This window comes from Amycolatopsis tucumanensis, assembly GCF_021654135.1.
GTDB lineage: Bacteria > Actinomycetota > Actinomycetes > Mycobacteriales > Pseudonocardiaceae > Amycolatopsis_E > Amycolatopsis_E tucumanensis.
Map to the genome: position 1 here is coordinate 23645 of NZ_JAKGSD010000063.1, position 24220 is coordinate 47864.

The window sequence follows — 24220 nt, forward strand, 5'->3', positions numbered from 1 at the left end:
TTCTAACCCCGCTGCGCCAGGAAGGTCACCTTGACCTGCTCGCCCGCGGGCACCTCGGTGAGGTCCTCGTCCACGTTGACCAGGCAGTTCGCCTCGGCCAGCGACGCGAGCAGGTGCGCGCCGGACGTGCCCAGCGGCTGCACCAGGTACTCGCCGGTGCTCTCATCGCGCAGCAGCTGCCCGCGCAGGTAACCGCGCCGGCCCTTGGTCGAGGACACCGGCGACAGCAGCCGCGCGCTCACCGTGCGGCGGTGCGGGTTGCGGGTGCCGCGGGCGGCGCGGATCAGCGGCCGGATCAGCACCTCGAACACGACCAGCGCACTCATCGGGTTCGCCGGGATCAGGAAGGTCGGCACGGAGTCCGGGCCGAGCCGCCCGAAGCCCTGCGCGGACCCCGGGTGCATGCCGACGCGGGTCATGTCGATCTCACCGAGGTCGGACAGGGCCGCCTGCACCTCGTCGCCGGCGGTGCCGCCCGCTCCGCCCGCGACCACGACGACCTCGGACATCAGCAGCCTGCCCTCGACGACCTCACGCAGCCGTTTCGGGTCGCTCGGCACGATCCCGACGCGGCTGACCTCGGCGCCCGCGTCGCGCGCGGCGGCCGCCAGCGCGTAGGAGTTGACGTCGTAGACCTGGCCGGTCGTCGGGGTGCGGTCGATGTCGACCAGCTCGTCGCCCACCGACACGATCGACACTCGCGGCCGCGGGTAGACCAGCACTTTCGAGCGGCCGACCGCCGCGAGCAGGCCCACCTGCGCCGCGCCGATCGTGTCGCCCTGGCGGACGGCCACGTCGCCGATCTGCACGTCCTCGCCGGTCCGCCGCACGTAGGCCGCGGACGGCACCGAGCGGTGGATCGTCACCTTGGCCGGGTGGCCGTCGGTGAAGGCGGTCGGCACGACGGCGTCGGCGAGGGTCGGCAGCGGCGCCCCGGTGGCGACCCGGACGGCCTGCCCGGGCTGCAGCCGCCGGGGCTGCCGTGAGCCGGCCGGGATCTCCCCCACCACCGGGAGCTGGACGGGCTCCTCGCCGTCGGCGCGCACGTCCACGCTGCGCACCGCGTAACCGTCGACGGCGGCCTGGTCGAAGCCGGGCAGCGCGTGCTCGGCCACGACCTCCTCGGCGCAGAGCAGGCCCTGCGCTTCGGAGATCGCGACGCGGACGGGGCGCGGGCGCACCGCGGCCTGCAGGACGCGGGCGATCTGCTCGTCGACCGAGCGGAGGTCCTGCTCGGCCTGGTCGGGCTCCGGGGTGGGGTCGGTCATCAGCGATCGGTCCCGAGTCGTTCGGTCAGCCAGTTGCGCAGCTCGGGCCCGTAGTCCGGGTCGTCGAGGGCGAAGTCGACGGCGGCCTTGAGGAAGCCGCCCGGGTTGCCGAGGTCGTGCCGCCCGCCCCGGTGGACCACGATGTGCACGGGGTGGCCCTCCTCGATCAGCAGCGCGACGGCATCGGTGAGCTGCAGTTCACCACCCGCGCCCGGCTCGATGCGACGCAGGGCGTCGAAGATCGCCCGGTCGAGGAGGTAGCGGCCGGCCGCGGCGTAGGTGGACGGCGCTTCCTCCGGCGAGGGCTTCTCGACCATGCCGTGCACCCGCTTGACGTCGGCGTCGCCGGTGTCCGTGACGTCGAACACGCCGTAGGGCGAGATCTGCTCCTTCGGGATGTCGAACGCGCACAGCACGCTGCCGCCGTGCTTGGCGCGCACCTCGGACATCTTCGAGAGCACGCCGGCCGGCAGCACCAGGTCGTCGGGCAGCAGCACCGCGACGGCCTCGTCCTCGTCGGTCAGGTTCGGCTCGGCCTGGGCCACCGCGTGCCCGAGGCCGAGGGCCTCCTCCTGGATCGCGACCTCGACGTCGATCAGCTCCGGCCCGCGGCGGACCTTCTCCAGCAGCGCGGACTTGCCCTTGCGCTCGAGGTTGGCCTCCAGCTCGGGCGACGGCCGGAAGTAGCTGACCACGGACTCCTTGCCCGGCGAGGTGACGATCACCAGGCGTTTCGCCCCGGCCTGTGCGGCTTCGCTCGCGACGATCTCGATCCCCGGGGTGTCCACCACCGGGAGCAGCTCCTTGGGTATCGCTTTCGTCGTCGGCAGGAACCGGGTGCCCAGGCCCGCGGCCGGGACGATTGCGGTTCGGAACGAGTGGTTGTCGAAGGCGCCCGTCATAGGCGCCAAGCCTAACCTGCGTACATGGGTGCGCAGCGCAATGACGAGGTGACGAAGGCCGAGTGGCGCGCGAAGCTGTCGGCCGCCCGCGCGGCCGTCTCCGTGCAGCAACGGGTCGCCGAGGCCGCCGCGCTGGTCCGCGCGGTGTCCGCGATGTCACTCCCGGACACCGTGTGCTGCTACGTCCCGTTCGGCTCCGAGCCGGGCTCGATCGGCCTGCTCGACGTGCTGCGCGAGCGCGGCGCGCGGGTGCTGCTCCCGGCGATTCCCGCCGAGCCCGGGCCGCTGGACTGGGCCGAGTACACGGGCACCGGGAGCCTGCGCGCGGGACGGCTGCGGCGCATCCTCGAGCCGACCGGTCGGCTCCTCGGCCCGGACGCGCTGGCCGGCGCCGGGCTGGTCCTGCTGCCCGCTCTGGCCGTCGACCACCGCGGCGTGCGGCTCGGGCGGGGCGCCGGGTTCTACGACCGGTCCCTCGCGCACGCCGCGCCCGGCGCCGACCTGGTGGCCGTCGTCCGGGACGCTGAGCTGGTCGAACAGCTGCCCGCGGAGGACCACGACGTGCTCATGACCGGGGCGCTCACCCCCGGCCGCGGGCACGTCCGGCTGCCACTGTGACCAACCCTTGTTTGCGCTGGGGGAATGGTCTCCAGCACAATTGCGTTAGCACTCTTGCGGATCGAGTGCCAATGCGCGAAGGAGCACCTGTGCCCACGTACCAGTACGCCTGCAAGGAGTGCGGCCACCGTTTCGAGGCCGTGCAGTCGTTCTCCGAAGCCAGCCTGACCGAGTGCCCGGAGTGCACCGGCCCGCTGCGCAAGCTCTACGGAGCGGTCGGCGTGATCTTCAAGGGCTCCGGCTTCTACCGGACCGACTCGCGCTCGTCGTCTTCGTCCTCGTCGTCGAAGTCGTCCACCTCCTCCTCGTCCAGCTCGTCGAGCTCCTCCGGCGAGAGCAAGAGCAGCTCCGTCTCTTCGTCATCCTCGTCGAGCGGTACGACGACAACCGCGGCCGCGGCTTCCTGACGGCCGAGTTATCCACAAGTACCCAGTTATCCACAGCTGCCAGATCCGCGTCTTTTCCGCCGGGTGTCAGCACCCCTAGCGTCGATCTCGTCGACGGCACTCCGCCGTCGCGCTCGACGACTGGGGGTGCTTCGCCATGCGCTTCGATCCGCGTGCCCGTTGGAACCGGCTCCGGCCCCGCTTCGGCGGCCGCCGATGGCACCGGCTGCGCAAGCTGGTCGCCGCCGGCCTGCTGATCACCGCGGCCGTGCTGGCCGCACGCCCGGACGCGGCCCAGCCGCGGGCCGCGCCGCCGCCACCCTCCGCACCCGTCCCCTTCACGGGTGATCTTGCCCTTGCCGCGGTCCCGGTCCGCCTCGCGGACACCGGTGTGGCCGAGCTGCTGACCCCCGGCATGCGGGTCGACGTGGTCACCTTCGACGAGTCCGTGGCGGGCAGGAAAGTGCTGGCCAGCATGGCAAGTGTGCTGTCGGTGCGGCCGCCGCCCGCCGCGGCCGGACGTCTCGCGAGCGCGCGGGACGGGCCGCTCGTCGTCCTCTCGTTGCCCGAGGAGACGGCCAGGGAGGTGGCCGCGATGTCACTCCGGAACCCGGTAGCCGTTACCCTCCGTTAGCCGTTTCCGGACGAGAGGAGTGCACATGCTGAAGGGCTTCAAAGACTTCCTGATGCGCGGCAACGTCATCGAGCTGGCGGTCGCGGTCGTCATCGGGACGGCGTTCACCGCGATCGTCACGGCCTTCACCAACGGGCTGATCAAGCCGCTGATCAACGCGATCGGCGGTTCGGACGCCGCGAAGGGCCTGGGGTTCAACGTCCTGCGCGACAACGACTCCACGTTCCTCGACTTCGGAGGCGTGATCAACGCGGCGATCAACTTCGTGATCGTGGCCGCGGTGGTCTACTTCCTGCTGGTCCTGCCGATGAAGAAGATCCAGGAGCGCCGCAAGCGCGGCCAGGAGGAGGGCCCGTCCGAGCCGACGGACGTCGAGCTGCTGACGGAGATCCGCGACCTGCTGCGCCAGCAGAGCGGCTCCAACGGCCAGGTCAGCAGCCGCGCTGAAAGCCGCGACTGAGGCTCGCTCGTGCTCCGGGGCTCCGGTCCCGGAGCAGGCAGTGAGCCGAAGCCCGCCGAGCCGGCTTAGGACACGTACGAAGGTCGGCGCGCCCGACGCACCGCCCGAGGCGCCAGGCTCAACCCGATGCCCCACCCCCGACGCCAGCCGCAGCCAACAGCGGACACCCAGCCAGCGCACCCCGACATCAGCTCGGCAGCAGCCCTGAGCGGGGGCCAACAGCACACACCGCGCCCACACGGCACCCTGTCGGTGCCTCAATACGGAACCGCGGGCAGCCTGGTTTTGTCCGGTAGCCGGTCAAGGCCGGACATCGTCGGCAACCAGCTGCCGCGGCCTGCTGGGCTGACCACCGCCCCTTGGAGAACCCTCTCCCCGGCCTAACCGCCGTGGTGGGGCGGCCGGTTCTCGCGGTACCAGGCGTCCTCGTCGCGGGCCGGGCGTTCCGGCTCGCGCTCGTCGGACGTTGTTTCCGGGAGGACCTCCCCGAAGATCTCGTCCAGCTTGCGCCGGTCGCGGGGAGGCTTGCGCTCCCGGTCCTCCCCGGGCATCAGGACTCGTCGAGCCCGGAGAGCTGGTCGATCACGTACGGCACGAGCGAGGACAACGTCGCCATGCCGTCGCGCACCGCGGCGCGGGAGCCGGCGAGGTTGACCACCAGCGTGCTGCCGGAGACGCCGACCAGGCCACGCGAGATGCCCGCGTCGACCGCGCCTGCGGCGAGCCCGGAGGAGCGCAGGGCCTCGCCGATGCCGGGGATGGGCCGGTCGAGCACGCCGATCGTGGCGTCGGGGGTGACGTCGCGCGGCGACACCCCCGTGCCGCCGACGGTGATGACGAGGTCCACACCACCGATGACGGCGGTGTTGAGCGCGTTGCGGATCGCCACGGTGTCGGCGTGCACCAGCACCACGCCGTCCACGATGAAGCCGGCTTCCTCCAGCAGCTCCTGAACCAGGGGGCCCGAGGTGTCCTCATGCTCGCCGTGCGCCGCGCGGTCGTCCACGATCACCACGAGCGCGCGGCCCAGCCGCTGTGCACTGCGTTCCATGAGCACACGGTATCCGGTGGTTACCGACCTTCGACGAGCACGTCGCCACTACTGAGAGGTAGGCCGGGCACGCACGACCGCGCCGTCCCGCCCGAACGCCTCCGACGCAGCCGCGACGCTCCCCGACCCGGCCCGCGGCCGGTTGCCTTCCGCACCAAGCCGCCGTCCGAAGTGGACAACTTCCCACGGCTGGTCGCCGCAGCCCCCAGGGCGACCCCGGCTTGGCCAGGTTCTGCGCCCCATCCCGCGACAAGCGCAAAGAGAAACCGCGCGCGACCGGAAAACATCCAGTCGCACGCGGCTTGGATACCGGCTCAACCCCGTGAGAGCCGGTCAAGTGGTCTCGGCCGCCCCGAGCGGCCGAGCGCCTGTTCATTCCCTCCGACCGCCCCGAGCGGCCGAAACCCACCAACCCCGGCCGCCCGAGCAGCCGATCCCAAAAGCCCCACCACGCGCACCGTCCGAGCCGGCCACCTCGGGTTGGCCACCACCCCGGCCCGCCCAACCTCCGGCCACCTGGCCGGCCGAGCCCTCGTCCGCCCGCTCGCGCGGGAGCGGCCAACTCCTCAGCCCAGCCACCCGAGTCGCCGAGCGCCCCTCACGCAGCCGGCACTCAGTTCGTCGGCACCGGTTGGCCGCCCAGGGTGACCTGCACCGTGCGGCCATCGCTCAGCGTGAAGGTCACCTTGTCGCCCGGGGCGCGGGTTCGCACGGCCGCGATGAGGCCGTCCGCGTCGTTGATGACCAGGTCTTCGACCTTCGTCACGACGTCGCCCTGCTTCAGGCCCGCCTGCTCGGCCGGGCTGCCGGACTGCACGCCGGCGATCTGCGCGCCACCCTGCTGCGCGTCGCTGACGTTCGCCCCGATGAACGTCTGCGTCGCCTTGCCGGTGTCGATGATCTCCTGCGCCGTGCGCCGCGCCTGGTTGATCGGGATCGCGAAACCGATGCCGGCGTTCGTGGCCTCCGTCTGGCCCATTCCGCTCGACTGCGGGCTGTAGATGGCCGAGTTGATGCCGATCACCTGGCCGGACAGGTTCGCCAGCGGGCCACCCGAATTGCCCGGGTTGATCGCCGCGTCGGTCTGGATCGCGCTCATCACCGTCGTCTGGTCGCCCTCGCTGCCACCGGCCCGCACCGGGCGGTGCAGCGCGCTCACGATGCCCGACGTGACCGTCCCGGCCAGCTCGAACGGCGACCCGATCGCCACCACCGACTGGCCCACGTTCAGGTCGTCCGAGTTGCCGAGCGCCACCGGCGTCAGGTTCTTCACGCCGTCGACCTTCACGACCGCGATGTCGGTCGTCGGGTCGCGGCCGACGATCGACGCGGCCGCCTTGGTGCCGTCCTGGAACACCGCCTGGATCGACCCGCCCTCCGCGGCGACCTCGACGACGTGGTTGTTGGTCAGGATGTAGCCGTCCGTGGACAACACGAACCCGGAGCCCTCACCCTGCCCGCTCCGGCCGGACACCTGCAGCTCCACCACGCTCGGCGACAGCTTCTGCGCCACCGCCTCGACCGAACCCTCCGGCGCGGTCGCCGTCTGCTGCGCCGGCACCGGCTGGTCGAGCGCGTTGTACGACGCGCCGCTCCCGCTGTTCTGCGCGGTCAGGTACCCCCCGGCGGCACCCGCTCCGCCACCGACGATCAACGCCAGCACGGCGACCCCGGCCACGAGCTTGCCCGGGCCACGACGCTGCTGCGGCACGGCCGGCGCGGGCATCGTCGCGGTCGCGTACGGCGACTGCTGCTGCGCGCCCGGCGGCGTCCACGGGTACCCGCCGGACTGCCCTGCCTGCTGCGGCCCGGTCCCCTGCCCGGCCGGCTGCTGCCCCGTCTGCGCATACGCGCTCTGCTCGTGCCCCCCGGCCTGCCCCGGCTGGGCGGCGTGCGACTGCTGCTGCGCGGCTCCCTGCGCCGACCACGGACTCGGCTGCTGCTGCGGCCCCGAGCCGAGCGGCGTTCCGCGCGGTGGCGTCTTCGCGTCCTCCGGCGACTGCTGCGCGCCGGGCTCCCGCTGGGCACCGCCGTCGTGCGGTGCGCTGGGGTCGTTCTCGGTCATGTCCCTACCATGCGTGTCGGTCCTGAGAGCGGGCTGAGCCCAGCCTGAGGGTCACGCATGAGTATGCCGCCGGACTCAGCCCACCGCGCGGAGACGTTCCGCGATCTGCTCCGGCGTCGCGTCGTTGATCCACACCGCCTCGCCCGATTCAGACCCGGCCAGGTACTTCAGCTTGTCCGGCGCGCGCAGGATCGAGAACAGTTCGAGGTGCAGCCAGCCCAGCTCGCGGTCGATCCGGACGGGCGCCTGGTGCCAGCCGGCGATGTAGGGCAGCGGCCGGTTGTACAGCCCGTCGCAGCGGCGCAGCACGTCGAGGTAGACCTCGGCGAAGTCGTCCCGCTCGGCGTCGGTCAGCGCCGGGATGTCGGGCACCTGGCGGTGCGGCACGACCTGCACGTGCACCGGCCACCGCGCCGCGGGCGGGACGAACGCGGTCCAGTACTGCCCCTCCGCGATCACACGCGTCCCGGCCTTGCGCTCGGCGGCCAGCACGTCGCCGAGCACCGGGCGGCCGCGCTCCTCCTGGTAGGCGCGGGCCACGTCGAGCATGCGGCGCGTCTTCGGCGTGACGAACGGGTAGCCGTAGATCTGGCCGTGCGGGTGGTGCAGCGTCACGCCGATCTCCTCGCCCCGGTTCTCGAACGGGAAGACCTGCTCCAGCCCGTCGATCTCGGACAGCGCGGCCGTCCGGTCCGCCCAGGCGTCGACGACCGTGCGCACGCGGGACGGGCTCAGCCCCGCGAAGGATCCGTTGTGGTCACTGGTGAAGCAGACGACCTCGCAGCGTCCCTTGCCCGGCGCGGTCCGCACGAGACCCAGACCGTCCAGTGTGGACGACTCGCCGGTGGCGCCCTCCTCGAAGGAGGGGAAGCGGTTCTCGAACACGACGACGTCGTAGTCGGGCTCGGGGATCTCACTCGGCTTGCCCGGCTTGGTCGGGCACAGCGGGCACAGGTCGGCGGGCGGCTTGTAGGTGCGGGTCTGCCGGTGCGCGGCCATCGCGACCCACTCGCCGGTCAGCGGGTCGAGGCGGATCTCCGAGCTGGCGGCCACCGCGGGCAGGTCGCGCGTGTCCTCCGCCGTGCGGGGCGGCGTGTTCTCGCCCTCGTCGAAGTAGATGATCTCCCTGCCGTCGGCAAGGTGGCGAAGGGTCCGCCTCACTCTTCCTCCGTGTCGTCGTTGACGGGTGCGACCTCGAGGTCACCCACATGCTCTGCCAAGACGGTGCGCGCCGCCTCGCCAAGGCCGTCGTCGGTCACCACGACGTGCGCCTCGTCCAGTTCGGCGATGGTCGAGATGCCGACGACGCCCCACTTGGACGAGTCGGCGAGCACGACCAGCCGCCGCCCGGACTCGACCAGCGCGCGGTCGGTCTCGCTCTCGGTCAGGTTCGGCGTGGTGAAGCCCGCCCCCTCGGCCATCCCGTGCACGCCGAGGAACACCTGGTCGAGGTGCAGGCGGCGCAGGCTGTGCACGGCGACGGGGCCGACCAGCGCGTCGGACGGCGTGCGGACGCCGCCGGTGAGCACGACCGTGCGGTCCGGCGCGGACGACGCGCGCAGCACATCGGCGACCTGGATCGAGTTGGTGACGATCGTCAGCCCCGGCACGCCGTCCAGCGCGCGGGCGAGCGTCCACGTGGTGGTGCCCGCGGACAGGCCGATCGCGGTGCCCGGCTGGACCAGCTCGGCCGCGCGGCTCGCGATGGCCTCCTTCTGCGCCCGCTGCCGCACCGACTTGGCCTCGAACCCGGGCTCCTCGGTGCTGGGGCCGAGGACGGCGGTCGCGCCGCCGTACACCTTCTCCACCAGACCGCGGCCGGCGAGCACGTCCAGGTCGCGGCGGATGGTCATGTCGGACACGCCGAGCCTGCCGACCAGGTCGCTCACGCGCACCGCGCCGTTCCGCCGCGCCTCTTCGAGGATCATCGCCTGCCGCTGACGCGCCAGCACCATCGCTCCTATCGCCCACCAACTACACAAAATCCTACACGAATCAACACGCGCAGGACGTTGTGGTTCAGCCGGGCATTCCGGGCAGGCGCAGGCTCAGCAGGGCGCCGCCCTCCGGGGCGCGGCCGGCGTACGCGGCGCCGCCGTGGCGTTCGGCAGCCTGTTTGACGATCGCCAGCCCGAGGCCGGATCCGGGCAGGGTGCGCGCCTCGGACGAGCGGTAGAAGCGGTCGAACACGCGCGGCAGGTCCTCGTCGGCGATGCCCGGCCCGGAGTCGGCCACCTCGATGACCGCGGTGCCGTCGCCGAGCGGGTACATCCGCACGCCGACGCGCGAGTGCGGCGGTGAGAACTTGACCGCGTTGTCCAGCAGGTTCAGCACCGCGCGTTCGAGGGCGCCGGCGTCGCCGATGACGTGCCACGGCTGGAGCGCGACGTCGAACTCGATCTCTCCGGCGCGGCGGCGGGCGCGGTCGAGCGCGCGTTCCACGACCTCGACCATCTCGACACGTTCGAACGCGGTGCGCGGCTCGTCCTGGCGGGCCAGCTCGACGAGGTCGCCGATGAGCTGGGTCAGCTCGTCCAGCTGCGCCTTGATGTCGGTCTCGATCTCCGCGCGGTCCTTCTCCGACAGCGTCGGCGCCCCGGAGCGGCTGGCGGACAGCAGCAGCTCCAGGTTGGTGCGCAAGGAGGTCAGCGGCGTGCGCAGCTCGTGCCCTGCGTCGGCGACGAGCTGCCGCTGCCGGTCCTGCGACTCGGCTACGGCGCCGAGCATCGTGTTGAAGCTGTGCGTCAGCCGGGCCAGCTCGTCGTCGCCGCTGATCGGGATCGGCCGTAGGTCGCCGGTCCGGGCGATGTGCTCGGTCGCCGACGTCAGCCGTTCCACCGGCCGCAGCCCCGTGCGGGCCACGGCCGTCCCGGCGAGCGCGGCGACCACGATCCCGCCGCCGCCGATAAGCGCGAGGACAACCGCCAGCTCACGCAGGGTCTGTTTGGTCGCGTCGAGTGGTTGTGACAGGACGAGCGCCACGCCCGGCTGGTAGCGGTAGGGCACGGCGAGCACGCGCGAGTCGGTGTTCTGGTCGGTGCGGATCGACGACGGCTTCTGGCCGCTGGCGACCTCGCGCTCGTCCAGCCCGATCGGCGGCCGCATCGACGGCTCCGACTCGAACGCGGACGAGCCGTCGGCGACGATCAGGTCGAACCGCACGTCGACCAGCCGCGTGATGTAGGTGGGGATGCGCAGGCCGCCGGTCTGCACGACCTGCGGGTCGTTGATCACGCTGTTCGCCTGCTGGATCAGCTCGTCGTCGACCTGCTGGTACAGGTTGTTGTAGACCGTGATGTAGGCGCCGAGCGAGACCAGCGCCAGCACCCCCGCCACGCACGCCGCGGCCAGCAGCGTGACGCGTGCCCGCAGCGACACCCTCCGGGGGGCGGGGCCGCCTCCGTTGTCGACGCGGATCACGGGCACCGGTTCGGTCACGACATGGCTCACGGCGGGGTTTCCCGGAGGACGTACCCGACGCCGCGGACGGTGTGGATCAGGCGCGGCTCACCACCGGCCTCGGTCTTGCGACGCAGGTAGCCGACGTAGACCTCCAGCGCGTTGCCCGAGGTCGGGAAGTCGTAGCCCCACACCTCCTCGAGGATGCGGCCGCGAGTCAGCACGTGCTTCGGGTACGACATGAACAGTTCGAGCAGCGCGAACTCGGTGCGGGTGAGGCTGATGTCGCGCTCGCCGCGGCGGACCTCGCGGGTGCCCGGGTCGAGGGTCAGGTCGGCGAAGGTGAGCTTCTCGGCGTCCGGCGGCGTCTGGGCCTCGCGGGAGGCGCGGCGCAGGAGCGCGCGGAGGCGGGCGAGGAGCTCCTCCAGCGCGAAGGGCTTCGGGAGGTAGTCGTCGGCGCCCGCGTCCAGGCCGGAGACGCGGTCGGAGACCGTGTCCCGGGCGGTGAGCACGAGGATCGGCAGGTCGTCGCCGGTGCTGCGCAGGCGGCGGGCCACCTCCAGCCCGTCGAGTCTGGGCATCATGACGTCGAGGATCATGGCGTCCGGCCGGTCGGCGATGACGCGCTCCAGCGCCTGGGCGCCGTCGCCGGCGAGCTCCACCTGGTAGCCGTTGAACTCCAGCGACCGGCGGAGCGACTCCCGGACGGCCCGATCGTCGTCGACAACGAGAATGCGCATGTGGACAGTGTTGCGGACGGTGCTGAGACCCGCCTAAGAAGTCACTGGTCCAGCAGCCCGCCGCGGTAGGCGAGCAGGGCGGCCTGGACGCGGTTCGCGGCGCCGATCTTGGACAGGACCGCGGAGACGTAGCCCTTGACGGTGGCCTCGGACAGATGGAGTTTGCCGCCGATCTCGGCGTTGGACAGGCCCTGCCCGATGAGGCCGACCACTTCGCGCTCGCGGTCGGAAAGTGAGGCGAGCAACTTGCGCGCGGGCTGCGCGGCGCGTTGCCCTTCGCGGTGGGCGCGCACCATCCGTGCCGCGACGCCCGGGTCGAGGACGGCGCCACCACGCGCGAGGTCCCGCACCGCGCGGAGCAGCGCCGCGGGCTCGATGTCCTTGAGGAGGAAGCCGTTCGCGCCGAGCCGGAGGGCCAGGCTGACGTACTCGTCCATGTCGAAGGTGGTCAGCATCGCGGCGGCGGGCGGGCTGGGCAGTTCGAGGATCGCGCGGAGGGCGCGGATGCCGTCGTCGGGGGCGCGCATCTTGATGTCGAGCAGGACGACGTCCGGGTGCAGCCGACGGGCGGTTTCCACTGCCGAGCGCCCGTCGTTCGCCTCACCGACCACCTCGATGTCCGGCGCGCCCGCCATCATGCCGCGCAGGCTGGAGCGCACGAGATCCTCGTCGTCGGCGAACATGAGCTTGATCAACCTAAGCCCTCCGAACGGTCGGTGGAGCGGGGTTTCCGCGTCCCGGTCACGGAAGGTTACCCACTGGTAGCGCCGGCGTCGATACGCTGATCACCCGGGGCGGTTGCGCCTTTCGTCGGTTGATCGGTGGCCGCGCCGCCGGTGTTCGTGGCCGCTCGGCTGGGCGAGGCCGAGGTCACGCTCAAAGCCTGCGGCCGGACCCGCTAGTCTGGGGCAGCCAGCCCTCGTAGCTCAGGGGATAGAGCACCGCTCTCCTAAAGCGGGTGTCGCAGGTTCGAATCCTGCCGGGGGCACAAAACCCCTGGTAGTTCCGTTGACCAGGGGCTTTGTGCTGTTTTGCCCATGCTTAACCCTCGCTTGTCGGCTTCTCATCAGGGGAACAAGGCACCCCTGCGGGACGCGCCGCTATCGGCCGGCAGGAGCAGGGCCTGACCTACACGAGCGACCGACAGCTACACCGAGGGTCGCAGCCCACAAAGATAAAGAAGGCCCTCGCCGAACAGACATATCTCCGAGATAGCGGGGGAAAGCGGCGGTTGCGTCCGTGTGCGACGAACGCATCTTGGCGAGCTCCTGGCGAGCTATCGCCCTGCGTCGGGCCGACGAGATGACGAAAGGTCACCAATTCTCCTCATTATCCAGCAATTTTCCAACGCCACCCAAACGTCAACGGCACGATGAGCGGCTATCGACGCGAAGATCCACAACCGGTAACCTCCTGTAACTGTCACTGCCGTCACCCGTTGCACTCTCACCTGGGAAATAGCCGGTGTCAGGCGAACGACGAGGGTGTCACTCGCCGCGGGGGATCACGAGGAGGTTTGATGCACACCCTTACAGGCAAGCGTGTTGCGAAATTCGGCCGCGACTTTGGTTTCGAAGGAACCGACGCTGACAAGTTCGAACGATACGTCGCAGCGAACTATCTATTCCAGTACGTTCGCGACGACGTGGAATCGATTGAAAGAACGGTCCTCGGCGGCGGCGAAGACGAAGGCATCGACATTGCGGCAGTAATCGTCAACAACCGAATTGTTTTCGAGCCAGAGGAGATTGATGATCTAATTGCGGGACAGGGTGCAAATTCTTCAAAGGTGATCTTTATCCAGGCCAAGACAAGCGAGTCGTACGACTCGAAGCTCATTGCCAAGTTCCTTCACGGCGTTGAGGCAGTTACAAAGTATGCGATTAAGGCCAACTCGGTGCCACTCCCGCCAAGGCTGGTCGACCTGGCGATCCTCATCGACCGTATTGCGGAGAATGGTGACAAATTCCAGGACAGTCGCATTCCGTGTGAGCTTTACTATGTTACGACTAGTTCCAATGGTGGACAGAGTGCCCAGTCTCAGCTTCAAGTTACAGAAGCGATTGCGCGCATACGCGAACTTGGGGTTTACTCGGAGAGCCTCAGACTTCGCACTCACGGTCACGAAGAGCTCGCCGACAAGCAAAAGGAACGTCACGGGCCTCAGAACGTCCAATTCAACTTCGAGAAGCGACAGACGATCCCAGCGACAGAGAGAGTGAGCGAGGCTTACATCGGCCTTGTATCCGCAGCCGAAATTATGAAGCTGCTGAAAGATAATTTCGGCGAGGTTCGCGCCGGAATATTCGACGACAACGTGCGCCTGGACCTCGGTCCCGACAATACGGTGAACAGCCGGATTATGGGAACGTTACAGTCGGCCGAACGCGAGCATTTCCCTTTTTTGAATAATGGATTGACGATCATTGCGACTGGCCTCCGAGGAAACGGCGACCGATTCTTCATTTCGGGGTATCAAATCGTCAATGGCGGACAAACGAGCCATCAGCTCATCCGCTGGTCGGAAACCGACCAGGTGAAAAATGACCCTCAATTATTGGCCAATCTGTGGATACCTGTTAAGATCGTAAGTTCTAACGACCGTGACGTTCGGACAAGTGTCTCTATCGCAACCAATCTGCAGACTGCGATTGGATCTACAGACATCCAGGCCAGCTCACAAATAGCAAAAAACGTTGAGGAATACTTCGCACAGTCCGGCGCAGACGGCTTGCGCTACGAGCGCCAGAACCGTGGAGCAGCGCTTGAATTTGCCCGTACCCGCGTAGTCGCGACGCCGGAGTTGAACCGCGCTGTGGCCGCAACCCTTTTCGGCGAGTCTTCTCGCGCGATTGGATCACCTAAAGATCTCGAAGTAGAAGGTTCCTTCGTGTGGGGCAATTACCCTGTCGAAACTTATTACTACGCGGCCTGGATCATCTATCGCATTGATAGATATTTCGCGAGAACGCCGGAATCCGCGACACTAAAGGCGGCCAAGTATCACATTGCCATGATGGTGTCGGCGCTGGTTAATCCCGGCCTCATCCCCATCTTTGAGGCTGGCGATGCTGACGCTGCGGCCAAGAAGCTCGAAAATCCAAAAAAGCTCAATTTTCGCATATCCGAGAAGCTTTCCGAGGACATAGAAAATGCCATCACTTCTGCCGCAGAGGTTGCGTCCGCAGAATTCCGAGATGTGCTCGATGAGGGGCGGAGCCTGCGGAAAGATGACGTACGAAGCAGGCGAAGCCAGGAAGCGCTGCTGGAGAGAGTAAAGGCGGTTAGCTCACACTAGCACTAAGCCGGGATGCGATGGTCACCAACCACGGCGCGGCCTTCGCGGATTCTCTAGCTGGCCGAACTGGGCCCGCGACTAGGGGAACCGGCGGCGCGGACGACTCCGTCGAGCTGGCACGAAACCCGGCAATCGCGGCCCGGCGGGCGTCTTGCTCCACTAGAATTCGTGATCTTGAATCGAAGGGAGCGCCAGTGCCGGAATCTCTGGGGTTGTCGGTTGACGGGGACGACCCGGTGGGCGACATCGAGGTTCTCCGTGAGTGGTTGCGGGACGAACCCGAGCTGCGCAAGCACGTCAAGCGGGTCACCTCGCCGCCACCACCCGGTCACATGGGCGAGGTGACCGAACTGGTCATCGCCCTGGCGGGGGCCGGCGGGTTCGTCACGGTGCTCGCCGAGAGTCTCAAGTCCTGGCTGAGCCGGCCGCGCAAGCACGCCGTCACGTTGAAGATCACCAAGCCGGACGGGCAGTCGATCGAGGTCTCGTCCCAGCACGCGAAGGATCTCGACGACCTCCTGCCGAAGTTGCTGAACCAGGACTGACCGATGCGGCTGCCAGATCCGCACCGATCCCGGGCGGTGTTCATCGGCGTCGGCGGTTACCGCCACCTGCCCCAGCTGCGCGGGGTGCACGCGGGCGCGGCGGAACTGCGCGACGTGCTCACGGACGAACGGTACGGTTCACTCGCACCGCGACACTCGTTGCTCGTGCCGGAAAACGCCGGCCGCGAGGAGATCGGGCGGGCGCTCGCCACCGCCGCCGGGGAAGCGGACGACCTCCTTCTGGTCTACTTCGCCGGGCACGGTGTCTACCTGAACGAGCTGTACCTGACCTTCGCCGACACCCGCTCCGAGGAAGTTCGGTTCACCGGCATGGAGTACCGTGTCGTCGCCGATCTCGTCCGCGACAGTGACGCTAGCTCGAAGATCGTGATCCTCGACTGCTGCTACTCCGGCCGGGCGCTCGCGCAGCGGATGTCCGCCGCGACCGACCTGGTCGCCGAGGTGGACATCGAGGGCGCGGCGATCCTGACCTCGGCGCCACCCAACCGGTCCTCGAACGTCCTGGACGGCGAGCGCTACCCCGCCTACACGCTGCGGTTGCTCTACGCGCTCCGGAACGGCATCCCCGACGCCCCCGAACTGCTCAACATCACGGCCCTACACCGGCACGTCCGCCGGGCGGCGAAGGCTCAGGGGCTCCCGGAGCCACAAGCACTCTCACACCTGTCGCTCGACGAACTCGGGCTGGTCCGCAACCAAGCGGTGAGGCCGCAAAAACCGTCCGCGGCGCAACCAGGCACGCGAACGCCCACCCAGCCACTCGCCCCGGCGCCACCGAACACCGGTCCGGTGGCGTTCGAGGACATCGCCCGATCGGCCAAGAGCGCGCAGCCCGCGGAGCGGGCACAGGCGTACCAACAGCTCCTCGGTGAAATCGCCGCCGGGCGTGTCCACCCTGGCCAGATCCACCCCGCCCCGGCTCGTCCCCAGCCACAACCATCCCAAGCGGGGGCCCCACACAAGGGGCTGCGCGCGGCCCTGACGTTCGGCCTCCACCTCGCCTACGGTCCGCTGATGGCGTTCTTCGTCGTCGCCGTCGTGCACGATCTCGTGGCGGGCGACACCACCAGGAGCCCACTCGGCACGACAGGCTACGTCGTGGCCGGGGTGGTACTGATGGCCGTCGCAGCGGTGTTCGTCGGGCTGACCGAGTTCGCCGTACTCCCTCGGAACAAGACCTTCAGCAGCGCGGGAGTCGGCAGCTTCCTCGCCGGTGTGGGTTCGGTTCTGGCCGTGGACCTGACCTTCTGGCCACTGGCGATCAGCGCATTCGCAGTGGGCGGCTGCATCGGGATCATCCGAGCCCTGCGGAGATCTGTGTCGACCACCTAACGCACCACCTCGTACGCCAGGTGCGTCACCCCATTGCCCTCCACCACGGTTGGATTACTCAGCCGCACCGGGACCTTTGCCAGGTTCTCGAACCAGCGGACCCCCTCGCCCAGCAGCACCGGCACCTGGTCCACGTTGATGGCATCCAGCAGGCCCGCGTCCAGGGCCTGCTGCGCGATCTTCGCGCTCGCGATCACCACATCCTTCGAGCCGGCCAGGTCGGACGCCACCCGCACCGCTTCCTCGACGCTGGACACGAACGTGAAGCCCTCCGGGACCTCCGCGGGCGTCGAGTGCGAGACCACCACCACCGGGACCCCCATGGGGTGCTTGCCTCCCCAGCCGTGGGTGATGTCGTACAGGTGGCGGCCCGCGATGAGGGCTCCGACCCGCGCCATCGCCGCCTTCATGTAGTCCGCGCTCGCCGGCGACATGCGGAACGTCGCCCACTCCACGGCCGTCGGGACCTCCACCTCGCCGTTGCCCATCCACCCGAACAGCAGGTCGATGCCATCCCCGGGGTCGGCGATGAAACCGTCGAGGGACATGGACATGTTGGCGATGACCTTGCTCATCTTCGTTCTCCTCCGTCTCGTGAACCGGACACCCATGACCCTGCCGGTCGAACGAGCCGGAAATATCGGCCACCTGGCCACCATCCGGGGTGGCACACTGATCCGCGATGTCAGCCACCCCGCCCCCGCAGCTCACCCCCTTCATCGGGCGCTCCGAAGAGCTGCGGGCGCTCGCCGCGGAGCTCGCCGCCAACCGCCTGGTCACCGTCGCCGGGCCGGGCGGGTGCGGCAAGACGCGCCTGGCCCTCCAGGTGGCCGGCACCCACGACGACGTGCGCTGGGCCGACCTCACCGCCACCAACGACCCCACCGTCGTGCCGGAACTCCTCGCCGCGGCCACCGGCACCCTGCTCACCCCGGACCACGGCTCCCTGGCCCGCCAGATCGGCGACCGCCGGATGCTGCTCTGCCTCGACAACTGCGAGCACGTCCTCGCCGCCGCCGCGGACGCAGCCCTCGAACTGATCACCACCTGCCCCCACTTGACCGTCCTCGCCACCAGCCGGGAACCGCTGGGGGTGCCCGGTGAGCGCGTCTGGCGCGTGCCCTCGCTCAACGCCGCGGACGCCGCCGCGCTCTTCACGGCCCGGTCGGGCGTCCCGGACACCGGCGCGACCACCACGCTGTGCGCCCGGCTGGACGGGATCCCCCTGGCGATCGAGCTGGCCGCGGCCTGGTCCGGCACCCTCACCGTCGCCGAGATCCTCGACGGCCTCGACGACCGGTTCGCCCTGCTGGTCCGCGGACCACGCGGGGTGGCGGCCCGGCACCAGACGCTCGCGGCCTCCATGGCGTGGAGCCACGACCTGCTCGACGAACCCGACCGCGTCCTCTTCCGCCGCCTCGGCGTCTTCTCCGGCGGCTTCACGCTCGACGCGGCCGCCGGCGTGTGCGGGCCGCGGATGGAAGTCCTCACCGGCCTCGGCAGGCTCGTCGACAAGTCGCTCGTCATCGCCGACACCGCCGGACCCACCACGCGGTACCGGATGCTGGAGACGATCCGCCAGTACGCCCTCGCCAAGCTGGCCGCCGCCGGTGAAACCGACGACGTCCGCGACCGGCACCTGGACACGTTCGGCGCGATCGTCGAGGCAGCCGCGCCGCTGCTCGACACCGACAAGGACGCGTGGCGCGCGGCGGTGGGCCCCGACCAGGAGAACCTGCGCGCCGCCATCGAGCACGGCCTCGCCGCGGACGACCCGGACCGCGGACGGCGGCTGGCCGCCGGGCTCGCGTGGCTGTGGCACCTCAACGGCCGCGGCCACGAAGGCATCACGTTGCTGCGAGGGGCCATCGACCGCGGCCCGGACGGCACCGAACTGCAGGCCCGGCTGCTGACCGGGCTCGCACTCGTCGCCGACACCACCGGGCTGGACAACGACGCCGCCCGAACCGCCCTGGAGATCGTCCCCGACGACGGCCTGGCCACGCTCCTCAGCGCGCTCGGCGAACTGGCCAGGGACTTCGACACCGCGGCCAAGCTCGCCGAACAGGCCCGCGCGAACGAGAACGGCTTCGTGCGCGACGGCGCGACCGCGTTGCTGGGCATCATCGCCCACCTCCGCGACGACCACGCGACCGCCGTGCCGCTGCTGGAGACCGCGGTTTCCGGCCTGACCAGCCGACGGGACCGCGGGGTCGCGTCGACCGCGTTGTCGTTCCACGCCGCGAGCGCGCTCTACACCGGGCAGGTGGCGCAGGCCAGGGAACTCGCAGCCGAGGCCGTGCGCATGGCGCGGCCGCTGGAGGACTACCACCGCATCGGGTCCGCGACGAGCGTCTTCGCGCTGGTCGAAGGGACCGCCGGGAACCTCGACGCGGCGCGGGCCGCGCTCGATCCGATGGTCCGGCTGGTCTACGGCGCCAAGTCGCCGCCGTTCGTGCCGGGCCTGGCCAGGGCGAAGGGCTGCCTGCACCTGTGGTCCGGTGAACCGGCCGAGGCGGCTGACTGGTTCCGGCGCGACGGCACGCCGGCCGCGCTCGTCGGGCTCGCCGAGGCGCTGCGGCTCAGCGGCAACCCGGGAGAGGCGGCGGAAGTGTGCGAGCGCGCCCTCACCGCCGCCCGGCAGGCCGGGATGCCGAAGGTGATCGCCGACGCGCTGGAGCAGTCCGCGTTCCTGTCCGATTCCGAGGACCTGCACCACGAAGCACTCGCCATCCGCTTGGGCCACGGGCTGTGGCTCAACTGCGTCAGCAGCCTGGAAGCGCTTGCCGACGAGCCACTGCGGCAGGCGTGCGAACGCGCGAAGCGGGACATGGGCCTGCCGCACGGGCCGGTGGCCGGGAACGCGATGGAGCTGCGCGAGGCCATCGACTACGCCCGTCGCGCGCGGGGGAAGCGCGGCCGCCCGGCGAGCGGCTGGGCGAGCCTGACGCCGACCGAGGAGAGCGTCGTGCGCCTTGCCACGCAGGGGCTGAACAACCCGGAGATCGGGGCCCGGTTGTTCATGAGCCGCAGCACGGTCAAGACGCACCTGTCGCACATCTACGCCAAGCTCGGCGTCACCAACCGCACCGAACTGGCGGCGGCCAGTGCCGACCGCCCGGCGGCACCCGGCGCTCCGGTCAAGGGTTGACGGCCAGGAAGATGAAGCTCGCGAGCAGGGCGAGGTGGACGCCGCCCTGCAGGGGTGTGGCGCGGCCGGGCACGACGGTCAGCACGCCGGTCACCACGGTGAGCGCGAGCAGCACCAGGTGGGTGCTGCCGAGGCCGAGCACCAGCGTGCCGGGCAGCCAGATCGACGCGAGCGCGATCGCCGGGATGGTGAGGCCGATGCTCGCCATCGCCGAGCCGAGCGCCAGGTTCAAGCTGGTCTGGATGCGGTCGCGCAGGGCGGCCCGCACCGCGGCGAGGGTCTCCGGGAGCAGGACCAGCAGGGCGATCACCACGCCGACCACCGCGTGCGGGAGGCCGGCGTTGTCCACCCCGGCCTCGATCGCCGGGGACACCACCTTCGCGTCGCCGACCACAGCCACCAGCGCGACCAGCAGGAACGCCAGGCTGAACCAGGCGGCGCCGGAGCTGGGCGGCTCGGCGTGTTCGTCGGCGCCCTGCTTGACCGGCAGGAAGTAGTCGCGGTGCCGGTAGGTCTGCATCGCAACGAACAGGCCGTACAGCACGAGCGACGCCACGCCCGCGAACGCCAGCTGGGCCGGGGAGAACTCCGGGCCGGGGCGGCTGGTGGTGAAGGTCGGCAGGACCAGGCTCAGCGTGGCCAGCGTCGCGACGGTCGCGAGCGCCGCGCCTGCGCCCTCCGCGTTGAACACGGCGACCCGGTGCCGCAGCGCGCCGACCAACAGGGACACGCCGAGGATGCCGTTGCAGGTGATCATCACGGCGGCGAACACGGTGTCGCGTGCCAACGTGGCGCTCTTCGCCCCACCGTCAGCCATCAGAGTGACAATCAAGGCGACTTCGATCACCGTGACGGCGACGGCCAGCACGAGCGACCCGAACGGTTCCCCGATCCGGTGAGCCACGACCTCCGCGTGGTGGACCGCGGCGAGCACGGCCGCCGCCAGGCACAGCGCGACCACGATGACGAGCGGCAACGGGAGTTCGCGGCCCCAGCTCAGCACCAGCGCGACGACGGCGACCAGCGGGGCGAGGACGGTCCAGTCGGTCAGCCGGGATCGGATGCGCGCGCCCACGGGCCCACACTGCCACAGAGATCCGCAAGGGGCCGGGCTTGCGCGCGACGCCGGTGTGTGGTGCCCTTTCACCCCTGGGTGGGTTGTTCTCGCGCGCTGAAGCGACCTGTGTCACACCGGGGTACCGATCTTGGCCCCCGGGCCGATAGAAAGCGCGACGGCTCGACGCGGAACGACCTGGACGAGTGACGAGAAAGGTACGCCCTGTGACGACAGGTGCCCACAGCCTGGGAACCGGAAGCGGGGCGACGACGGTCGCCGAACTGCTCGCGCGCAGTGATCGCCCGGTTCGCCGGCGTCACAGCCGTGTCCCCGCGCCTTCTCCCGCCGAGATGACGATGCCGACCATGGTCGCCGCCATCTCCGTGCTCGACTCGAAGTCCCCACGGCGCCTGGAGCGCCCACCGGTGGCGAGCACCGCCGGGATGCGGGTGTTCGGCACCGGTTCGTTCGGTTCGGCAGGCACGGTCGGCGCCACGCTGCGCGGCTCCGACGAAGGCGGCGCCGGCCGGACCACGGCGCCCGGCTCGATGACCGGTGAGCAGACGCCCGCCGCGCTCGCGACCACGCCCGTCGCCCCGGCTCCTCCTGCCGCCCCGGTCCCGCCTGCCGCGGAGGTCGTCGCTGAGGTCAAGGCGGCGCAGACGATCGTGTTCGAGGCGTGCATCCCGGACGCCGAGCCGGCCGAGCCGCTGATCGTGCCGGTCGACGAAGACGCTGACGCGCAGCCCGCCAAGGAGCGGCGCAACCGGCCGCTGATCCTGGCGACCGCGAGCGCCGGGCTGACGCTGGCCGGCGCGATGCTGGTCGGCGGGTGGATCGCCGGGCCGGGTGGGACGGCCGAGCCGGTCAGCCTGGCAGGCGGGCACGCCGCGCCGCAGGAGCCGACCGTCGCCGGGCAGGACGACGCCGATGACGCCGTGCCGCCCGCGGGCCAGTTCACCGGCATCCTGCCGATCGCCGCGACGAAGCAGGCCGCGCCGCAGACGTCGACGCCGAAGGCCACCGCGCCGGCGACGAAGAAGACGACGCAGCAGGCGGCTCCGAAGCAGACCCGGCAGCAGGCGCCGCAGCCGCGGTACTCGGTGCCCCAGTACTCCGTGCCGCACTACGAAATCCCGGACTGGCGCGACTACGAGCACCACTACGAGTACGACTACGACTACGGGCACGACCGCGACCGCCACTACGACCGGGACGACCGGCGCCACCGCTGACCTGTTGACGCCCGCACCGGCCGCGGCGGATCATCGCCGGTGATGAGCGTCTACGACGACAGGCCGTGGCTGGCGCGGTACGCGCCGGGGCAGCCGGCGGGGATCACCGTCGAGCACGAGAGCGCGCTGGCCATGTTCCGGGCGTCCGTGGCGCGGGATCCGGACGCGGACATCCTGCGGTACTTCGGCGGCCGCATCACGCTGCGCGAGCTGGACGAGCTGACCGATGCGTTCGCCGCGGGCATCACCGACGCCGGGTTCCGTCCCGGCGAGCGGGTCGCGATCTACGCGCAGAACGTGCCGCAGTTCGTGATCGCACAGGTCGGCACGTGGAAGGCGGGCGGCATCGCGGTGTCGGTCAACCCGATGAACCGCGGACGCGAACTGGGGCAGCTGCTGGCCGATTCGGGCGCGACGGTGCTGGTGACGTTGCAGTCGCTGTGGCACGAGGTGGCGGCGGAGGTGGTGCCGGCGACCGCGGTGCGGACGGTGCTGACGACGTCCGAACTGGAGTACCGCGCGGAGCCCGGTTCGCCGGTGGAGTGCCCGGGAACCGTTGACCTGGCGGGGATGCTGGCGCGGTTCCGGGGCGTGACGCCGCCGCCGGTGACGCTCGGACCGGACGACATCGCGTTCCTGACGTACACCTCGGGCACGACGGGCCCGCCGAAGGGCGCCATGACGACGCACCGCAACGTCGTCTTCAACGCCCAGACCTACCGGGACTGGGTGGGGTTGGGCGCGGACGACGTGATCCTCGGGGTGGCGCCGCTGTTCCACATCACCGGGCTGATCGGGCACATCGCGGTGGCCCTGCTGGTCGGCGCACCGCTGGTGTTGATGCACCGCTTCGACGCGGCGCGCACGGTGGAGACGGTGCACGCGGAGCGGGCGACGTTCACCATCGGGTCGATCACGGTGTTCATCGCGTTGATGAACGTGCCCGACGTCGATCGGGAAGCGCTGGCTTCGCTGCGGAAGATCTACTCGGGCGGGGCGCCGATCCCGCCGAGCACGGCGAAGGCCTTCCAGGCGATGTTCGGCACCTACATCCACAACTGCTACGGCCTGACGGAGACGACATCGCCGTCGCACGCGGTCCCGTTCGGGGTGGAAGCGCCGGTGGACCCCGCTTCCGGCGCGTTGTCGGTCGGAGTGCCGGTGTACGACACGGTGGTGCGGGTCGTCGACGAGGACGGCCGGGAGCTGCCCGCAGGCGAGGTGGGCGAGCTGGTGACGTCCGGGCCGCAGGTGGTGGCCGGGTACTGGGAAAAGCCGGCGGAGACGGAGAAGGCGCTTCCCGGCGGACGCCTGCACACCGGCGACGTCGGGTACATGGACGCACAGGGCTGGTTCTACGTGGTGGACCGGAAGAAGGACCAGATCAACGCGGGCGGGTACAAGGTGTGGCCGCGCGAGGTCGAAGACGTGCTGTACGAACACGAAGCCGTGCGGGAAGCCGCGGTGGTCGGCGTCCCGGACGAGTACCGGGGCGAGACGGTCAAGGCGTTCGTCAGCCTGCGGCCCGGGTTTGCGGTCACGGCGGAGGAATTGATTTCGTTTTGCAGGGAACGCATGGCGGCGTACAAGTACCCACGCCAAGTGGAGTTCCTGGAGGAACTGCCGAAAACAGTGTCGGGCAAACTACTGCGACGCGCACTGCGCAGCAGTTGATCTTTGAACCAAAACCCGAGCTGGGTGGTCATCCCGTCGCCTGACACGTAACGATCACCTTGAGCCAGGGCCGCAACCCAGGCCGCCAACCGGCAGCCGAACATGCCAACCTTGCGGCCCTGGCTCAAGGTGATATGCACAAACCGGAAGGCGACGGGATGACCACCCGGCGACCACCCACCCGAGGTGAGGGGCGTGCCCTTGGTCATCCCGGAGCCTGCCCGTCCGGCGAGGACATCTTTTGATCTTTAAAACCCGCGCTGTCGCGCGGAAAAAGCGCCTCACGGCGCCAAATGGTCACCTTCCGACCACCCCCGCCCCCTCTCCTCGATTGTGTTTCAGTCGCCGAGCAACGGCGTCAAGGCGGGAAAGCGTGCCTTGACC

22 protein-coding genes and 1 tRNA gene are annotated in these 24220 nt (G+C 70.0%); 11 read left to right on the forward strand and 12 right to left on the reverse strand.

The features are described from left to right. Positions 1 to 2: 2 nt before the first annotated feature. Together glp and L2C96_RS38050 are read right to left on the reverse strand one after the other, a co-directional pair. Positions 3 to 1268 carry a molybdotransferase-like divisome protein Glp gene (gene glp, locus L2C96_RS38045; RefSeq protein ID WP_017984982.1) on the reverse strand — a complete coding sequence of 422 codons (1266 nt, stop codon included), beginning with the start codon at positions 1266 to 1268 and terminating at the stop codon, positions 3 to 5. After that, positions 1268 to 2170: a UTP--glucose-1-phosphate uridylyltransferase gene (locus L2C96_RS38050; protein WP_237339579.1), complete on the reverse strand. Its 903-nt coding sequence runs from the start codon at positions 2168 to 2170 to the stop codon at positions 1268 to 1270. The genes glp and L2C96_RS38050 overlap by 1 nt, the downstream gene beginning before the upstream one ends. 24 nt (positions 2171 to 2194) lie before the next feature. Here L2C96_RS38050 and L2C96_RS38055 point away from each other — a divergent pair, with 24 nt between their 5' ends. The 4 genes from L2C96_RS38055 (at position 2195) to mscL (ending at position 4268) form a co-directional block, all read left to right on the forward strand. Continuing rightward, a complete protein-coding gene (locus L2C96_RS38055; RefSeq protein WP_027936384.1) occupies positions 2195 to 2788 on the forward strand; it encodes a 5-formyltetrahydrofolate cyclo-ligase in 594 nt (197 codons plus the stop codon). Between the two features lie 89 nt (positions 2789 to 2877). Next, entirely contained in the window at positions 2878 to 3195 is a 318-nt protein-coding gene (locus L2C96_RS38060; protein WP_237339580.1) for an FmdB family zinc ribbon protein, read from the forward strand. A gap of 136 nt (positions 3196 to 3331) precedes the next feature. Next, entirely contained in the window at positions 3332 to 3808 is a 477-nt protein-coding gene (locus tag L2C96_RS38065; protein ID WP_020421606.1) for a hypothetical protein, read from the forward strand. 25 nt (positions 3809 to 3833) lie between these two features. After that, positions 3834 to 4268 (forward strand): large-conductance mechanosensitive channel protein MscL, encoded by a 435-nt coding sequence (gene mscL, locus L2C96_RS38070; RefSeq protein ID WP_020421607.1) that lies wholly within the window; start codon positions 3834 to 3836, stop codon positions 4266 to 4268. A 380-nt stretch (positions 4269 to 4648) separates the two neighbouring features. On the opposite strand, the gene L2C96_RS38075 is transcribed toward mscL, so the two are convergent. The 8 genes from L2C96_RS38075 to L2C96_RS38110 all read right to left on the reverse strand — a co-directional run bounded on the left by L2C96_RS38075 (position 4649) and on the right by L2C96_RS38110 (position 12218). Then, a complete protein-coding gene (locus tag L2C96_RS38075) occupies positions 4649 to 4819 on the reverse strand; it encodes a hypothetical protein (protein WP_020421608.1) in 171 nt (56 codons plus the stop codon). Continuing rightward, positions 4819 to 5319, reverse strand: coding sequence for a MogA/MoaB family molybdenum cofactor biosynthesis protein (locus tag L2C96_RS38080; protein WP_017984989.1), 501 nt, complete (start codon positions 5317 to 5319; stop codon positions 4819 to 4821). The genes L2C96_RS38075 and L2C96_RS38080 overlap by 1 nt, the downstream gene beginning before the upstream one ends. A gap of 613 nt (positions 5320 to 5932) precedes the next feature. Further along, on the reverse strand, positions 5933 to 7384 hold the full coding sequence (locus L2C96_RS38085; protein WP_237339581.1) for a S1C family serine protease: 1452 nt from the start codon (positions 7382 to 7384) through the stop codon (positions 5933 to 5935). 75 nt (positions 7385 to 7459) lie between these two features. Continuing rightward, on the reverse strand, positions 7460 to 8545 hold the full coding sequence (gene galT, locus L2C96_RS38090) for a galactose-1-phosphate uridylyltransferase (RefSeq protein WP_237339582.1): 1086 nt from the start codon (positions 8543 to 8545) through the stop codon (positions 7460 to 7462). Next, on the reverse strand, positions 8542 to 9339 hold the full coding sequence (locus L2C96_RS38095) for a DeoR/GlpR family DNA-binding transcription regulator (RefSeq protein ID WP_020421611.1): 798 nt from the start codon (positions 9337 to 9339) through the stop codon (positions 8542 to 8544). The genes galT and L2C96_RS38095 overlap by 4 nt, the downstream gene beginning before the upstream one ends. Before the next feature lie 64 nt (positions 9340 to 9403). Continuing rightward, complete coding sequence (locus tag L2C96_RS38100) at positions 9404 to 10822, reverse strand: sensor histidine kinase (RefSeq protein ID WP_020421612.1); 1419 nt, start codon at positions 10820 to 10822, stop codon at positions 9404 to 9406. Between the two features lie 8 nt (positions 10823 to 10830). After that, positions 10831 to 11523 carry a response regulator transcription factor gene (locus L2C96_RS38105; RefSeq protein WP_020421613.1) on the reverse strand — a complete coding sequence of 231 codons (693 nt, stop codon included), beginning with the start codon at positions 11521 to 11523 and terminating at the stop codon, positions 10831 to 10833. 41 nt (positions 11524 to 11564) lie between these two features. Next, entirely contained in the window at positions 11565 to 12218 is a 654-nt protein-coding gene (locus L2C96_RS38110) for a response regulator (RefSeq protein WP_017984995.1), read from the reverse strand. A gap of 220 nt (positions 12219 to 12438) precedes the next feature. Here L2C96_RS38110 and L2C96_RS38115 point away from each other — a divergent pair. The 4 genes from L2C96_RS38115 (at position 12439) to L2C96_RS38130 (ending at position 16719) form a co-directional block, all read left to right on the forward strand. Continuing rightward, positions 12439 to 12511: transfer RNA gene (locus L2C96_RS38115), tRNA-Arg, on the forward strand. Between the two features lie 531 nt (positions 12512 to 13042). Then, positions 13043 to 14821, forward strand: a complete 1779-nt coding sequence (locus L2C96_RS38120; RefSeq protein ID WP_237339583.1) for an AIPR family protein — start codon at positions 13043 to 13045, stop codon at positions 14819 to 14821. Positions 14822 to 15015: 194 nt separating this feature from the next. After that, the gene (locus tag L2C96_RS38125; RefSeq protein WP_237339584.1) at positions 15016 to 15366 is read left to right on the forward strand and encodes an effector-associated constant component EACC1; all 351 of its coding nucleotides are present in this window, start codon (positions 15016 to 15018) and stop codon (positions 15364 to 15366) included. A gap of 3 nt (positions 15367 to 15369) precedes the next feature. Further along, the gene (locus tag L2C96_RS38130; protein ID WP_237339585.1) at positions 15370 to 16719 is read left to right on the forward strand and encodes a caspase family protein; all 1350 of its coding nucleotides are present in this window, start codon (positions 15370 to 15372) and stop codon (positions 16717 to 16719) included. Here L2C96_RS38130 and L2C96_RS38135 read toward each other — a convergent pair. Next, entirely contained in the window at positions 16716 to 17294 is a 579-nt protein-coding gene (locus L2C96_RS38135; RefSeq protein ID WP_020421618.1) for a dihydrofolate reductase family protein, read from the reverse strand. The two genes, L2C96_RS38130 and L2C96_RS38135, sit on opposite strands and share 4 nt — an antisense overlap. Before the next feature lie 107 nt (positions 17295 to 17401). On the opposite strand from L2C96_RS38135, the gene L2C96_RS38140 reads away from it, so the two are divergent. Beyond that, a complete protein-coding gene (locus tag L2C96_RS38140; protein ID WP_237339586.1) occupies positions 17402 to 19870 on the forward strand; it encodes a helix-turn-helix transcriptional regulator in 2469 nt (822 codons plus the stop codon). Here the strand turns inward: L2C96_RS38140 and L2C96_RS38145 are convergent. Next, positions 19860 to 20945, reverse strand: a complete 1086-nt coding sequence (locus L2C96_RS38145) for a calcium:cation antiporter (protein ID WP_020421620.1) — start codon at positions 20943 to 20945, stop codon at positions 19860 to 19862. The genes L2C96_RS38140 and L2C96_RS38145 overlap by 11 nt on opposite strands. 332 nt (positions 20946 to 21277) lie before the next feature. Between L2C96_RS38145 and L2C96_RS38150 the strand changes: the two genes are divergently transcribed. Both L2C96_RS38150 and L2C96_RS38155 read left to right on the forward strand, forming a co-directional pair. Next, entirely contained in the window at positions 21278 to 22162 is an 885-nt protein-coding gene (locus tag L2C96_RS38150) for a hypothetical protein (RefSeq protein ID WP_237339587.1), read from the forward strand. A 42-nt stretch (positions 22163 to 22204) separates the two neighbouring features. Next, complete coding sequence (locus L2C96_RS38155) at positions 22205 to 23836, forward strand: class I adenylate-forming enzyme family protein (protein ID WP_237339588.1); 1632 nt, start codon at positions 22205 to 22207, stop codon at positions 23834 to 23836. Positions 23837 to 24220 lie beyond the last annotated feature (384 nt).